Source organism: Cohnella caldifontis (assembly GCF_029360585.1).
GTDB classification, from domain to species: domain Bacteria; phylum Bacillota; class Bacilli; order Paenibacillales; family Paenibacillaceae; genus Cohnella; species Cohnella caldifontis.
This window is the reverse complement of sequence record NZ_JAQZSJ010000011.1, coordinates 1-13,943: the sequence shown is the minus strand read 5'-3', so window position 1 is coordinate 13,943 and position 13,943 is coordinate 1. Positions and strand designations below refer to the sequence as shown.

Here is a 13,943-nt window from a genome sequence, read left to right as displayed (position 1 = left end):
GCCTGGCGCCGTCGCCGTTAAGCCTGTCTCGTGGGCTTAATCCTACTCACCGACCCTGCGTCGACGCCGTTAAGCCTGTCTCGCGGGCTTAATCCTACTCACCGACCCTGCGTCGACGCCGTTAAGCCTGTCTCGCGGGCTTAATCCTACTCACCGCCCCCGCTCCGACGCCATTACGCCTGCCACGCAAGCTTAATCCGGCTCACCAGCCTGGCGCCGTCGCCGTTAAGCCTGTCTCGTGGGCTTAATTCTACTCACCGACTCGCTCCGGCGCCTTTAAGTCGGTCTCACCGACTTAATCCCTCTCAAGGACCCGGCTTCGGCGCCGTTAAGTCGGTCTCACCGACTTATACCCTCTCAAGGACCCGGCTTCGGCGTCATTAAGTCGGTCTCACCGACTTAATCCGACTCGAGGACCTTGCCTCGACGCCATAAAGCCTGTCTGGCGGGCTTAATCCTACTCCCCGACCTTACGCCGAAGCCATTAAGCCTGTGTCGCGGGCTTATCTTTCATCGGCCAGTCTGCGTCGCATCCCGTCAGAGCGGTCAGCCCACCCGAACAGCCGTCAATTCCAGGAAGCGCTGTAGCAACTTGAGGCCGAGCTCGCCGCTTTTCTCCGGATGGAACTGCATGCCGAACAGCGAGCCGCGGCCGACGATGGCCGTGACCGGCTGTTGGTAATCCGTTACCGCCAGCAGATCTTCCTTCCGGTCCGGCAGCGCGTGGAACGAATGGACGAAATACACGTGCCCGGGCTTGACGTCCCGGAACAGCGGGCTCTCGCCCACGAACTCCAGGTCGTTCCAGCCCATATGCGGGATCTTGTACTTCCCTTGGAACCGCACGACCCGGCCGGGCAACAGGTTCAACCCTTGATGCCGTCCGTGCTCTTCGCTCTCCGTGAACAACAGCTGCATCCCCAAACAAATGCCAAGCAGCGGCTTGCCGGACGCGGCGTACTCCTTCACGACGACCTCAAGCCCGGTATCGCGAAGATTGGCCATCGCGTCCCCGAAAGCGCCGACGCCGGGCAGAATCGCCCCGTCCGCCGCCAGGATCTCCGCCGGGTCGGACGTGACGGCTGCCTCATAGCCCAGCCGCTCTACGGCTTTGCTGACGCTGTGCAGGTTGCCCATGCCGTAGTCGATGACCGCGATCATCTTACAGCACTCCCTTCGTGGAAGGCACGCCTTTCACGCGGGGATCGATCAACGTCGCTTCGTCCAATGCGCGTCCGAGCGCCTTGAACACCGCTTCGATCATATGGTGCGTGTTCTTGCCGTAATGCACGATCACGTGCAGCGTAATGCGCGCTTCCAGCGCCAGCTTCCATAGGAACTCGTGCACCAGCTCCACCGTGAAGCTGCCCACGTTCGCCGCCGGAAAATCCGCGCGCATCTCGAAATGCGGACGTCCGCTAATATCGATGATCACCTGGCCCAGCGCCTCGTCCATCGGCACGAACACGCTGGCGTACCGCTTGATGCCCTTCTTGTCGCCGAGCGCTTCCCGAAGCGCCTGTCCGAGGCAGATGCCGATATCCTCCACCGTATGGTGGTCGTCCACGTCAACGTCGCCGCGCGCCTCGACCTTGAGATCAAACTGGCCGTGCTTGGCGAATAAATCGAGCATATGGTTCAAGAAAGGAACGTCGGTATCGATCGCCACCTCGCCCGAACCGTCCACTCCGAACGCCAGCGTAATGTCCGTTTCCCCCGTTTTCCGCGCGATCTCCGCCGCACGTCCGTTCATCATTTCGCTCATTCCCGTTCCCCGCCTTCCCACCGGATTTCCACCGCTCGCGCGTGGCCTTCGAGACCTTCGTGCCGGGCCAGCGTCGCAATGCCCGCTGAATCCCGCCGCAAAGCCTCCTTGCTGTATCGGATCAAACTGGATTTTTTCACGAAATCGTCCACGTTCAGCGGCGACGAGAACCGCGCGGTCCCATTGGTCGGAAGGATGTGGTTCGGCCCGGCGTAGTAATCGCCCACCGGCTCCGAGCTGTAAGGCCCGAGGAAAATGGCGCCCGCGTTCTCGATCCGGCCGAGCAGCTCGAGCGGATCCGCCGTCATCACTTCCAGGTGCTCCGGCGCCAGCCGGTTCACGACCTCCGTTCCTTCTTCCAAGTCCCGCACCAGCAAAATCGCCCCGTACTGCTCCAGCGACTTGCGCGCGATCTCCCGCCGCGGCAGCGCCTCCACTTGGCGCGCCAGCTCCGCCTCCACCGCGGCGGCGAGCGCCTTCGACGGCGTGATCAGCATCGCCGACGCCATCTCGTCGTGCTCCGCCTGCGACAGCATATCCGCGGCCACGAACCGCGGATCGGCGCTGTCGTCGGCCAGCACGGCGATCTCGCTCGGGCCCGCGATGCTGTCGATGTCCACCGCGCCGAACACGGCGCGTTTGGCCAGCGCCACGTAGATGTTGCCGGGCCCGCAGATCTTGTCGACGGCGGGAATGCTCGCCGTCCCGTAAGCCAGCGCCGCCACGGCCTGGGCGCCCCCGACCCGGTAAATCTCCGTCACGCCCGCTTCGGCGGCCGCGACGAGAATGTACGGGTCGATGCCTTCGCGCCCGCCCGTGGCCGGCGGCGTGACCATCGCGATCTCCGGCACGCCGGCAACCTGGGCCGGAATCGCGTTCATCAGCACCGACGACGGATACGCCGCCTTGCCGCCCGGCACGTACAAGCCGACCCGGCGAAGCGGCCGGATGACCATCCCGAGCATCGTGCCGTCGGGCGAGACGTCCATCCAGGAGTTCCGCTTCTGCTTCTCATGGAACGCCCGGATATTCGCCGCTGCCTGCCGCAACGCGGTCAGAAACTCCGGCTCTACCCGCCCGTACGCTGCCTGGATCTCATCCTTACCGACCCGGAGCCGATCCGGCGTCAGCGCGACTTTATCGAAAGCGGCCGTATACCGAAGCAGCGCCTCGTCGCCCTCCCGGCGCACGGCCTCCACGATCTCGGCGACCGCCGCGTTCTGCTCCGGGGTGCCGTATTCGGTTTCCCGCTCCAACCGGAAACCCGATGCCAAACCGAAGTACATGCTCACACGCCTCCTTGTGCCGGGATCACGGCCGACAGCCGGTCGCACAGCGATTGGATCGCCGCGTTTTTCATCCGGTAGCTGACCCGGTTGGCGATGAGGCGGCTGGTGACCTGGAACATTTCCTTCATTTCCACCAGCCCGTTCTCCCGCAGCGTCTGCCCGGTCTCCACCATGTCGACGATCCGGTCGGCCAGCCCGATGAGCGGCGCCAGCTCGATCGAACCGTTCAGCTTGATGACTTCGACCTGCTGGCCGTGCTCGCGAAAATATTGGGAAGCCACCTTCGGATACTTCGTCGCCACGCGTGGATGGATGACCGGCTTCCAGTCCGGCAGCCCGATCACGGACATCCGGCAGCGGGCGATGCCCAGATCCAGCAGCTCGTACACGTCCTTGGCTTCCTCCATCATGACGTCCTTGCCCACGACGCCGATATCCGCCACGCCGTATTCCACGTACGTCGGCACGTCGACCGGCTTCGCCATGATGAACTCCATGCCCGCTTCCGGTACCGGAATGATCAGGCGCCGGGAATCGTCGAAATCCTCCGGAATCGGCAATCCCGCTTCCCGGAACAGCTTGCTCGCCTGTTTGTAGATCCGGCCCTTGGGCATCGCGACCTTCAGAATGCCGCCGTTCTCCGTCATCCCCGAACGCCTCCTTCCCCGAGTCCGAAAACGACGACTTCGCCGTACTCCGTCCCCTTATGCGTAACCCCGCCGTTCTGCCGGGCCTTCAGCCGCAGCCGATCCGCCTCGGCGGGATCCGCCGCGATCTCCGTGACGGCGATCCGCCCGTCCGCGCGAAGCCGTTCCGCCTCCGCCAAAGCTTGCCCCCGCGCCTCGGCCGTATACACGATCAGCGTCTTCTCCGGAGCCGACGGCTCCTCCTCCACGACTTCCAGGATCCGCGTCGTTTTGAGCGCGAATCCCGTCGCCGGAGCCGGCCGGCCGAATTGGGCCAGCAGGTTGTCGTACCGGCCCCCGCTGCATACAGGAAAACCGAGGTTCGCGGCATAGCCCTCGAACGTCATGCCGGTATAATAGGAGAAATCCCCGATCATCGTCAGATCGATGAGCACGTGTTCCTGCACGCCATAGGCCGCCAGCACGTCCCACATCTCGCACAAATGCCGGATTGCCTTCCGGGCTCCCTCGTTCAGGCTGAGCTGCAACGCCTGCTCGCAGACCTCCTGGCCGCCGCGCAGCCGGAGGATGCCCTCCAGTTCGGCTCTCCAGCCCTCGTCCAACGACAAGCTGCCCAAAATCCGGCGGTATCCGACATGATCCCGCTGCAGCAAGCAAGCCTTCAGCTCCTCCTGCTCCGCCTCCCGCCCAGGCAGCGTCTCCTCGAACAGCCCGTTCAGGAAGCCGACGTGCCCGACGGCGATCTTAAAGGAGCGAACGCCCGCGGCTTGCAGCGAAGCGATCGCCAGCGCGATGACCTCCGCGTCGGCTTCGGGCGAAGCGTCTCCGACCAGCTCGACGCCGGTCTGGAAAAACTCCGCTTCCCGCCCCGCATCCTCCTCGAACGCGCGGAACACGCTCGCGTGATAGCTGAGTCGCAGCGGAAACGAATGCTCCTTCAGCAGCGAACCGACGACCCGGGCGATCGGCGCCGTCATGTCCGAGCGCAGCACGATCGTCGTGCCTCGCTGGTTCAGCAGCTTGAACAGCTTCTGATCGGACGTGGCGCTGGCCACCCCGACCGTATCGTAATATTCGAGCGTCGGCGTCATGATCTGCTCATAACCCCACCGCAGCATGCAATCCAGCACGCTGCGCTCGATGCCGCGCAGCTTGGAGACGGCATGGGGCAAATAATCCTTGACGCCGACCGGTTTTTCGAATCCTTTCGGTTTAGACACGAGGAACACCTCAAAACGCTTTAGTATGTTAATGTGCTACCATGCTACCATACTACCAAAATAAAGGCTTTGCTCCACTTTAGCACGAACCCCATCCAGCGTCAAGGAGCCCCCCGACGAATCGGGGAGCCCCTGCAACGACACGATTATGGCGTTCCGGCTTTCACGCAGCACGCAACGTTTTCGACTCGGACATTGAATAGCCGCGGGCAACGTTCACTCCCTCTCCGGCAGCAAGCACTCAATCGAACTTGGCGCCGACATACTGCTCCGCGACATCGCGGACCAGCATGAAGGAATCCCCGTTGGTGAGCCGGCCGCGATCATGGATCAAAGCCAGCGAGCTTTCCGTCACCCACTTCTTGGCGATCAGCTCATCCAACGCTTGGTCCGGCTTCACCTGCAGCCCTGCCGCCAAAGCGATCGTATAAGCCGCTTGATCCAGCGTCAACGCCGCCTTCGCGGGATCGCCGATTCCCGCGAGCGCATCCTGCGGCTGACCCGGGAATGACGAAGCGTACACCCGCTTGACCGCGGACATCGCGTTCGCGAAACGCTGAGCGTTCGAAGCCTCGTCCAGCGCGAAGCCCTTATTGTCGTAGCCGCCGTACGTGAGCGCCATGCTGGCCGCCGCCAGCAACCCGGAGTACTCCGGATGCTTGGCATAATCCGGCGTCTGGATTTCCGGCATCGTCAGATCCATGCCTTGCTCGACCAGCCGCTTGCGAAGCTCCGCGATGTCCGCCTTGGAACGCGACAGCTCGCGTACGCTGATTCCTTTCTCGATCGCGAGCTTGGCGGCGGCGCCCGCCGCTTGCCCCGTCGCCATGCCGAGCGGAATGACCCGGGCGCTTCCGTGCGACAGCGAGTCGAAGCCGGCCGACCGGCCGACGACCAACATCCCGTCCACCTTCCGGGGAACCAGCGACCGGAACGGCACGCCGTACGCTTGCGGCTTCATCGCCACGGCCCCGGGGAAGCTCGGCCCCGTGCTCTGAATGTCCACTTCATACGATCCGTACGCGACCGCATCCCATGCGTCGCGGTTCTCGAGCAGATCCCGGATGGTCAGGCGGTATTCGGCCTCGATATGCCGGGATTCCCGAACGTAGAGCTCCGGCGCCGTGCCGGCGAACTGCAAATTCCGGAACTCCTTGAACGTCTTCTTCAAATATTCCACGGCAAGAGGAGCCTCTTTACGCCCGATTTCCAGACCCTCCTGCACGGATTGGGGATCCAGAGGATCCACCCCGTAAATGTGCATGGCATTAAGGAGAATCGTTCCGTCGTTCTGCCTCCCGACGTTCAAGCCGCGCAGTTTCACCCGATCCGGGTTGCTCGAGACGTATTCGCTCGCGGCGTAAAATCCCGAAGCGCTCATCTTGTCGAAGCCGTTCTTCGCTTCGGCGCGGAACGAATTCCAAATCTCCGGCGTCACCCCGCTCATCTTGAACACCAAAGTGACGGCCATCTTCGCGTCCGGCTCCCCAAGATCCTCGCGGCCGAACGTGAACGGAACCCCCGCGGCGGCAGCCAGATCGGCGTCTTGCGTGGCGTCGATCAGGACCTTGCTTCCGATCTCCGCCGTGCTGCCGTCTTCCTTCTCCACGCGCAGGCCGACCACGTTCGCTCCCGACAGCACCGGTTCCATACGCTTAGCTTTTAGCAGGACATCAATGTTGGGTTCCGCCCTCACCATTTCGTTAAAGGCGTTGGCGGCCGTCGTCACGTCGAAGGAGGTTCCTTCGATCTTGTCGTACCACTCCTGGAATAAGCCTTTGTCCAGGAAAGTCAGTTTTTCCGCAAAATTCCGCTTGGGGGCCTTGTTCAAATCCAGCGAGTTCAGCCATCCAAGCGTCATGAGTCCCCCGAAAATCTCCCGGTCCCGCCCGTCCACGAGCAGCACATGGAGGCCGTTCCGGGCAGCGGATACCGCGGCCATCACCCCTTCGGGGTCGGTTCCCGCCACGATGACGTCATACGAGCTTTGGGTAGGTCCTGCGGCCCGCACCGGTTCCAGCTTCGCTTGCTTAACCGCGGGCCCTCCGTCTTCCTGGGCGTCCCGCCACAAGTACACTGCCATCAGCAAGATGACGACGAGCGCGAGAACTCCTCCCAATTTGATTCGAAAGGATAAACCAGCCATGAAGCAGCTCCTGTCGCATAATGAATAATGAAGGCCTTCCCTATAAATCCCGCAGAGGGTTGCCGCCGACGCGGGCATGGGCCGGCACGTCCCGGTGGACGACGGCTCCCGCCGCCACGACGGCGTGATCCCCGATCGTGACTCCGGGCAGCACCGTAACGTTCGCCCCTATCATGACGTTGGAACCGATCGTAATGTTGCCGAGCCTGTATTCGTCGATCAAATATTCATGGGTGAGCAGCGTCGAATTGTATCCGATGATGGAATTGTCGCCGACGGTAATCCGCTCGGGAAAAAAGACGTCGACCATCACCATCAGCGCGAAAGCCGTCCGATCCCCTACTTTCATCCCAAGCACGCGGCGATAGATCCAGTTTTTCAGAGGAAGACTCGGACAGTACCTCGCGATTTGGATAAACGCGAAATTGCGCACGGCTTTCAGGCGGGATACCGTCCGGTACACCTGCCAAAGCGAATTCGGTCCTTCCACCGGATACCGCTCCACGTTTCTCAAGCCTTCGCACCCTCGATTCCGCATAGGGTCAACAGCTGGTTCATGTCTTGCAGCACATGCTCCGCTCCCGCGTCCCGCAGCACCGCTTCGCCTTTGAGCGACCAGGCTACGCCGACCGGAACGGCGCCGGCCCGTATGGCCGATTCGATGTCCACCGCGCTGTCGCCGACCATGATCGTACCGGATGCTTTCGCGCCGACGGCCTCCATGGCTTTCAGGACCGGTTCCGGATGGGGCTTGGCATGCTCCACGTCGTCCAGCGTCACGATCGCGTCCATCTGGTCCCATAAACCGAACAGCCGCAGCGCCCTTTCGGTCGAGGCGCGCATTTTCGTGGTCACGATCCCCAGCTTGATGCCTTCGCGTTTCAGAACCGGAACGACCTCCGCCACGCCCGGGAACAACCCGACCATCTCGTCGTGGTACTGAAGGTTGTATTCCCGGTAAGCCGCCATCAGCCCGGTGACGTCTTGTTCGCCGGAGAACAGCCGCAGCTGGTCGGTCAACGTTTTGCCCATGTGGGGGATGATGTCTTCCCGGCCGAAATCGTCCGGCATCCTTCCCTTCAACGCATGCAGGAAGGATTGAATGATCAATTCGTTCGTGTCGATAATCGTGCCGTCCAGGTCGAACAGGACGGCCTCCGTTTCTTTAGTCATTCCCTTGCTTGTCTCCTGTCTGCTCGCCGACCGGAACCTCCGGCGGCTTCTCCGCTCTTTCTTCCGTTTTCGGGGAATCGTCAGCCGGCGTCTCCGCAGCCGCCGCATGCGCCGAAGATTCCGGAGCTCCGGCTGCCGGCTCGTCCAATGCAGCGTCCGCTGCCGGTACCGCGCTCGATCTCCTCGTCAGGGGGTCATGGTAGTAGGCGCCCGCCGTGCCTGTCCAGCGGCGAACCGCGATGAACACGATGCCCGCGATCACGAAAACGAGCGCCAGCAGCTGCGAAATCCGAATGTTGCCGTAGTTCGGATCCAATTCGCCTTGTCCGTCGAAAAGCAAGGTCATCGGCGACCACAAACCCCGAAGCATGGAAGCGAGCCATTCGGGTCCTTTGAACGCCAGGCTGTCCGTACGCAGCGCTTCGACGAAAAACCGGCCGATCGAATACCAGATGAAATAGAACGTCAGGACCTCGCCCGTTTTCAGGAACCGCAATCTGCGGATCACGAACAGGATGATCAGTCCGACCAGGCTCCACAAGGATTCATAGAGAAAGGTCGGATGCCGGTAGATTTCGCCGATGTACATCTGGTCCACGATGAAATTCGGCAGGTGCAGCGTGTTCCGGAGAAACGTTTCGGTCGTTGGACCGCCATATGCTTCCTGGTTCATGAAGTTGCCCCAGCGCCCGATCATTTGGCCGGCCAGCAAGGACGGCGCGCATATATCGGCGATTCGAATGAACGGATAGCCTTTCGCGCGCGCGTAGAAAAACCCGCAGATCAAGGCCCCGATGATGGCGCCGTAGATGGCGATGCCGCCGTTCCAAATCTGTACGATCTCGCCCGGATGGCTTTGGTAATAGTCCCATTTGAACGCGACATAATAGATCCTTGCGGCGATAATGGCCGACGGCACCCCGTATAGCAGCAGATCGAGGAAAAAGTCCGGCGAAATGCCGAACCGCCTGCCTTCCCGAACGGCAAGCATCAAGCCGACCAAGGCACCCAGTCCCAGGATGATCCCGTACCAGTGAACCGAGAGAGGTCCCAGCGTAAAGGCGATCGGATCCAAACTCAATAGCATCGTTATCCTCCGTCCCGACTATTCGTAATCGTCGTCCGCGATCGCTTCCGTCAGCTTGTTCGTAAACTGCAGGGCGGCGTTGTAGCCCATCCCCTTGAGCCGGAAATTCATCGCGGCGACCTCCAGGATAACCGCCAGGTTGCGGCCGGGCCGTACCGGAACGGTCAGCAAGGGAATTTCCGTATCGATGATCTTGGTTTTCTCTTCGTCGAGGCCGAGACGATCGTACTGCTTGCCCTGCTCCCAGTTCTCCAGCTTGACGACCAGGCTGATGCTTTTCTGGTTGCGTACCGCGCCTGCGCCGAACAACGTCATGACGTTCAGGATACCCAGCCCGCGGATCTCCAGCAAATGGCGGATCAAATCCGGCGCGCTGCCGAACAGGTGGTTGTCCGCCGTCTGCCGGATTTCGACGGCGTCGTCCGCGACGAGGCGATGCCCCCGCTTGACGAGCTCCAGCGCGGTCTCGCTTTTGCCGATGCCGCTGCCGCCCGTGATCAGCATCCCGACGCCGTACACGTCGACCAGTACGCCGTGAATGGTCGCCGACGGAGCCAGCCGTTTTTCCAGGAAGTTGGTGATCCGGCTGAGCAGAATCGTCGTGGCGACCGGGCTTCGCAGGACCGCGATGCGGCGCTCGTTGGCGATGTCGATCAGTTCTTGGGGGACTTCCAATCCCCGGGTAATAATGATGCACGGGGTTTCTTCATGGCACAGCCGTTCCATGCGGTCGCGCCGCGTCTCCGCGGTCAGCGTCTCCAGAAACGCCAGCTCGGTGCGGCCGAGGATTTGGGCGCGCTCCGCCGGGTAATAAGCGAAATACCCGGCCATCTCCAGACCCGGCCGGTTCAAGTCGTCCGTCTCGATCGCGCGCCGTAGCCCGTCCTCGCCGGCGACGACCTCCAGATGAAATTGCTGCACGAGTTCGGAAACTCTCACTTTTTTGGCCATCGTACAGCTCCTTTCCCATTTTCCAATTTCAATCGTACCCGAAAAGGGGCGTTCAAAGCAATCGCGCATTCCCGCACGGCTTCGGCCGCATGCAAAAAACCGCCCGGCCAAGGGCCGGACGGCTTACGGTGAAAAGGATTATTCGGCTTCGAACACGTTCAATTCGGTGTCCTTGTCGAAAATATGAACCTTGTTCATGTCGAGGGCCAGCTTGACGTTTTGGCCTTCGCGCAGGGTGGAGCGGCCGTCGACGCGGGCGATGACGTTGTCTTTGCCCAGGCCGGTCAAGTACAGGAACGCTTCATGGCCGAGGTTCTCGGTGACTTCGATGCTCGCGTTGATAATGCTGTTCGGCGATGCTTCGATGAATACCGGCTCTTCGTGGATGTCTTCCGGACGAACGCCCATGATGACTTCGCGGCCGATGTAGCCTTTGCTGCGAAGCACGCTGGCTTTGCCTTGCGGAACTTCCACGTTGATGCCCGTCGCGCGGAAGCGGACGGAACCGCCGTCTTCGACCAATTGGCCGGTCAGGAAGTTCATTGCGGGAGCGCCGATGAAGCCGGCGACGAACAGGTTGACCGGGTGGTTATAGAGCACTTCCGGCGTAGCGGCCTGCTGGATCAAGCCGTCTTTCATGACCACGATCCGGTCGCCCATCGTCATGGCTTCGGTCTGGTCGTGGGTAACGTAGATGCAGGTCGTTTCCAGGCGCTTCATCAGCTTGGAAATGTTCGCGCGCATCTGCGTACGCAGCTTGGCGTCCAAGTTGGACAGCGGTTCGTCCATCAGGAACACTTGCGGTTCGCGGACGATCGCGCGGCCCAAGGCGACGCGCTGGCGCTGACCGCCGGACAGCGCCTTCGGCTTGCGGTCCAGCAGGTGCTCGATTTCCAGGGTGCGAGCGGCTTCGCGAACGCGGCGGTCGATTTCATCCTTGCGGAACTTCCGCAGCTTCAGGCCGAAAGCCATATTCTGATAAACGTTCATATGCGGATAAAGTGCGTAGGACTGGAACACCATCGCGATGTCGCGGTCTTTCGGAGCGACGTCGTTGACCACGCGGTCGCCGATGTACAGCTTGCCTTCGGAGATTTCCTCCAGGCCGGCGATCATCCGCAGCGTCGTGGATTTGCCGCAGCCGGAAGGGCCGACAAGCACGAGGAACTCTTTGTCTTGGATGTCGAGGTTGAAGTCCGTTACCGATGCTTTGTCGGAACCGGGATATTTTTTGAATACATGTTCCAAACGTACGCCTGCCATTGTACATTTCCCCCTAACACTCGTTTAAAGGTACGTTTCCATCTTACCTCGGGCCGGGAGAAATGACTATGCACAAAGCGTACAAAAAATTCATTTCCTTTTCGTGACTTTGTACAATAGCAGCAAAATGCGGACCAAAACCGCGTCGTTAAAGGAACGGACGTCCAAGCCCGCCTCTTGTTTGATCTTATCCAGACGGTATAAAAGCGTGTTGCGGTGGATGAACAGTTTCTTGGCCGTTTCGCTGACGTTGCAGTCCATCGAGAAAAAAGCGTCGAGCGTGGAGACGGTTTCCGGATCGTTGAACAGATCCGGGCGGCCGACCATTTCCTCGACGAACCGGTTGCGGACCGATTCCGGTATGCCGTTCAGCAGCCGTTCCAAATGCACGAGCCAAGGCAAATGCACCTGCATGCCCACGTGGAATTTGCGACCCAGCTGGATCGTTTCCCGCAGGATGTAGACGGTGTGGACGATGCTTTCCGACGGATCGATCGGTTCCCCGACGGCCGCATGGCATTCGCCGCCCCATTCTCCGGAAACCATCTGATGGAGCCCCGAGGCCAGGGAGGCGAGGATGGCTTTCTCTTCGCCGCTTTCCCCATCCTCCTCCAAAGCATCCGTCTCCGCCAACAGGCGGTCGGGGGCGAGAATCAGCCACTCATGCTCCCGCAGCGGAATGAGTAGCGTATCCTCCGTAATGAACGAGCGTACCGCTTTTTCAAGATCCCCGTATGAAGGTTCTTTATCGTCTGCCTGTTCCCGCAACAGCAGAAACGGAATCATGCCGTCGAACAAACGGGACCGCAGTTCGATGCGGTCGGGGATTTCCGCCCGCCATTCTCCGTTGGCCGAGCATTGCACGATCCAATCGCCGAGCTTGCGGGCCTGGCGTTCCATATCCGTTGCGGCCGCAGCCCGCCCCGGTTTCTGCTGGAACAAGAGATGAAGCATCTTCCGCTCCAGCTCGGTCAGGGCCAATTCCGTATCGCAAACCTGGATTTCCGTTCCGGATGCCCGAATGACGATCCGGGTCCCCCCGGGAACCGGCAGCGTCTCCCCGGCTTCCGGGTCCGGAGTCCCTCCGGCTTTCTCCCACTCGGAGGCCGGCACCGTCCGAAGTTCCACGGCTGCGCCAAGCAACGATTCCAGCTGCTGCAGTTTCGAATTTTGCATGAAGGTTCCCCTTATCCGGCCTTTGGTATTCTGCGTGTATTGTATCATATTTTCACGCAGCGGGACGCATGCCCGGGCAGTCGACGGAGTCGGCGGCCAGGCCGGGCGGGGACAGGGGATGCGATATCGCTTTAACGCAGCGCCAGTAGAATAACGATCGACAATAACGAAAACACAGCGGCGATTAAATAAAGGAACGAGACGGTCTGCACCTGGGTGAGTCCCCATCTCATCAGGCTGTGGTGCGTGTGCAGATTGTCCGCGCGGTGAAGACCTTTACCCTCGAGGAGCCGCCGGGAAAACACGATCACCGTGTCCAGAATCGGAACGCCTAAAGCGAGCAGAGGGACAGACAACGACAAGAACGTCGCTCCTTTTAGGGTACCGTCGATCGCCGTTACCGCCAGCGTATATCCGAGAAAAGTGGCCCCGGCGTCCCCCATGAAGATTCGCGCGGGGTGAAAATTATAGCCTAAGAAGGCCAAGCAAGCGCCTGTCAAGGCGATGGCCACGACCGCGGTCTCCCGCTGCACCTCCATGAGTGAAGCGGCGAATATGGTCAGCGAAGAAATAACGCACACGCCTGAAGCGAGTCCGTCGATCCCGTCAATGAAGTTAAGCATGTTGATAAGGGCGAATACCCAGACGGCCGTCATCGCTGCCGAGACGGCAGGCGAAAATATGATCATGGCCGCGGGAGTCGGCGAAGATATCCCTTGTATGGAAATCCCTTGCCATACCGGAATGAATGAGACGCCGATATACATCAAGAGCCGGGGCCAGACCGGAAATTCCCGGCCGCGGGATTTGAAGGAATCATCCGCAAGCCCGATCGCGACGAGCAGCGCGCCGCCGATGAGCAGGGTGCGGAATAGCGCCTGGTCGTCAAGAAACAGGTACGCGCTCAACGCGACGCCGGCGTAAATCGCGACCCCTCCGGACAACGGAATCGGACGAAGATGGATCTTGCGTCCGGTCGGACGGTCGACGAAGCCCAACCGCAATGCTGCCGCCCGGACGATCGGGACGAGGATGAGCACCGCCGCAAACGAGACGCCAAGCGCATACAGAAAGACCATGGCCGTTCCTCCGTTGGTGGCTTTGCCTTAAGTTGCCCCATCCGGAGTGCGTCATGCGGACAAAATAAAAAACAGACGCCAACGCGTCTGCTTTGCGTAAGTAAACTGGTGAGCCATGAAGGACTCGAACCTTCGACACCCTGATTA

The 13,943-nt window shown here is 60.9% G+C and carries 13 protein-coding genes; all 13 read right to left on the bottom strand.

Annotated features, from left to right (window positions below):
* Positions 1-546: 546 nt before the first annotated feature.
* The 13 genes from hisH to PTZ19_RS15685 all read right to left on the bottom strand — a co-directional run bounded on the left by hisH (position 547) and on the right by PTZ19_RS15685 (position 13,796).
* The gene (gene hisH / locus PTZ19_RS15745) at positions 547-1,161 is read right to left on the bottom strand and encodes an imidazole glycerol phosphate synthase subunit HisH (RefSeq protein ID WP_276356030.1); all 615 of its coding nucleotides are present in this window, start codon (positions 1,159-1,161) and stop codon (positions 547-549) included.
* 1 nt (position 1,162) lies between these two features.
* Complete coding sequence (gene hisB, locus PTZ19_RS15740; protein WP_276356029.1) at positions 1,163-1,765, bottom strand: imidazoleglycerol-phosphate dehydratase HisB; 603 nt, start codon at positions 1,763-1,765, stop codon at positions 1,163-1,165.
* On the bottom strand, positions 1,762-3,051 hold the full coding sequence (gene hisD / locus PTZ19_RS15735) for a histidinol dehydrogenase (RefSeq protein ID WP_276356028.1): 1,290 nt from the start codon (positions 3,049-3,051) through the stop codon (positions 1,762-1,764). Before hisD ends, hisB begins: the two co-directional genes overlap by 4 nt.
* A 2-nt stretch (positions 3,052-3,053) precedes the next feature.
* The gene (gene hisG / locus PTZ19_RS15730; protein WP_276356027.1) at positions 3,054-3,701 is read right to left on the bottom strand and encodes an ATP phosphoribosyltransferase; all 648 of its coding nucleotides are present in this window, start codon (positions 3,699-3,701) and stop codon (positions 3,054-3,056) included.
* Positions 3,698-4,921, bottom strand: coding sequence for an ATP phosphoribosyltransferase regulatory subunit (locus tag PTZ19_RS15725; RefSeq protein WP_276356026.1), 1,224 nt, complete (start codon positions 4,919-4,921; stop codon positions 3,698-3,700). The genes hisG and PTZ19_RS15725 overlap by 4 nt, the downstream gene beginning before the upstream one ends.
* 241 nt (positions 4,922-5,162) lie before the next feature.
* Entirely contained in the window at positions 5,163-7,067 is a 1,905-nt protein-coding gene (locus PTZ19_RS15720) for an FAD-dependent oxidoreductase (protein WP_276356025.1), read from the bottom strand.
* Between the two features lie 40 nt (positions 7,068-7,107).
* Complete coding sequence (locus PTZ19_RS15715; RefSeq protein WP_276356024.1) at positions 7,108-7,581, bottom strand: acyltransferase; 474 nt, start codon at positions 7,579-7,581, stop codon at positions 7,108-7,110.
* Positions 7,578-8,240, bottom strand: a complete 663-nt coding sequence (gene ppaX / locus PTZ19_RS15710; protein WP_276356023.1) for a pyrophosphatase PpaX — start codon at positions 8,238-8,240, stop codon at positions 7,578-7,580. The genes PTZ19_RS15715 and ppaX overlap by 4 nt, the downstream gene beginning before the upstream one ends.
* Positions 8,233-9,327: a prolipoprotein diacylglyceryl transferase gene (gene lgt / locus PTZ19_RS15705; protein WP_276356022.1), complete on the bottom strand. Its 1,095-nt coding sequence runs from the start codon at positions 9,325-9,327 to the stop codon at positions 8,233-8,235. Before lgt ends, ppaX begins: the two co-directional genes overlap by 8 nt.
* 18 nt (positions 9,328-9,345) lie before the next feature.
* Positions 9,346-10,278, bottom strand: coding sequence for an HPr(Ser) kinase/phosphatase (gene hprK, locus PTZ19_RS15700; RefSeq protein ID WP_276356021.1), 933 nt, complete (start codon positions 10,276-10,278; stop codon positions 9,346-9,348).
* Positions 10,279-10,416: 138 nt separating this feature from the next.
* Positions 10,417-11,541 (bottom strand): ABC transporter ATP-binding protein, encoded by a 1,125-nt coding sequence (locus PTZ19_RS15695; RefSeq protein WP_276356020.1) that lies wholly within the window; start codon positions 11,539-11,541, stop codon positions 10,417-10,419.
* A gap of 90 nt (positions 11,542-11,631) precedes the next feature.
* Positions 11,632-12,717 (bottom strand): PucR family transcriptional regulator, encoded by a 1,086-nt coding sequence (locus PTZ19_RS15690; protein ID WP_276356019.1) that lies wholly within the window; start codon positions 12,715-12,717, stop codon positions 11,632-11,634.
* A gap of 131 nt (positions 12,718-12,848) precedes the next feature.
* The gene (locus PTZ19_RS15685) at positions 12,849-13,796 is read right to left on the bottom strand and encodes an MraY family glycosyltransferase (RefSeq protein WP_276356018.1); all 948 of its coding nucleotides are present in this window, start codon (positions 13,794-13,796) and stop codon (positions 12,849-12,851) included.
* Positions 13,797-13,943: the final 147 nt, after the last annotated feature.

What these genes read in the sequence shown, in the direction of transcription:
- PTZ19_RS15720 (WP_276356025.1), bottom strand. Translation starts at nt 7,067, where the DNA reads ATGGCTGGTTTATCCTTTCGAATCAAATTGGGAGGAGTTCTCGCGCTC.
- PTZ19_RS15685 (WP_276356018.1), bottom strand. Translation starts at nt 13,796, where the DNA reads ATGGTCTTTCTGTATGCGCTTGGCGTCTCGTTTGCGGCGGTGCTCATC.
- PTZ19_RS15695 (WP_276356020.1), bottom strand. Translation starts at nt 11,541, where the DNA reads ATGGCAGGCGTACGTTTGGAACATGTATTCAAAAAATATCCCGGTTCC.
- hisH (WP_276356030.1), bottom strand. Translation starts at nt 1,161, where the DNA reads ATGATCGCGGTCATCGACTACGGCATGGGCAACCTGCACAGCGTCAGC.
- ppaX (WP_276356023.1), bottom strand. Translation starts at nt 8,240, where the DNA reads ATGACTAAAGAAACGGAGGCCGTCCTGTTCGACCTGGACGGCACGATT.
- PTZ19_RS15690 (WP_276356019.1), bottom strand. Translation starts at nt 12,717, where the DNA reads ATGCAAAATTCGAAACTGCAGCAGCTGGAATCGTTGCTTGGCGCAGCC.
- hisB (WP_276356029.1), bottom strand. Translation starts at nt 1,765, where the DNA reads ATGAGCGAAATGATGAACGGACGTGCGGCGGAGATCGCGCGGAAAACG.
- lgt (WP_276356022.1), bottom strand. Translation starts at nt 9,327, where the DNA reads ATGCTATTGAGTTTGGATCCGATCGCCTTTACGCTGGGACCTCTCTCG.
- hisG (WP_276356027.1), bottom strand. Translation starts at nt 3,701, where the DNA reads ATGACGGAGAACGGCGGCATTCTGAAGGTCGCGATGCCCAAGGGCCGG.
- hisD (WP_276356028.1), bottom strand. Translation starts at nt 3,051, where the DNA reads ATGTACTTCGGTTTGGCATCGGGTTTCCGGTTGGAGCGGGAAACCGAA.
- hprK (WP_276356021.1), bottom strand. Translation starts at nt 10,278, where the DNA reads ATGGCCAAAAAAGTGAGAGTTTCCGAACTCGTGCAGCAATTTCATCTG.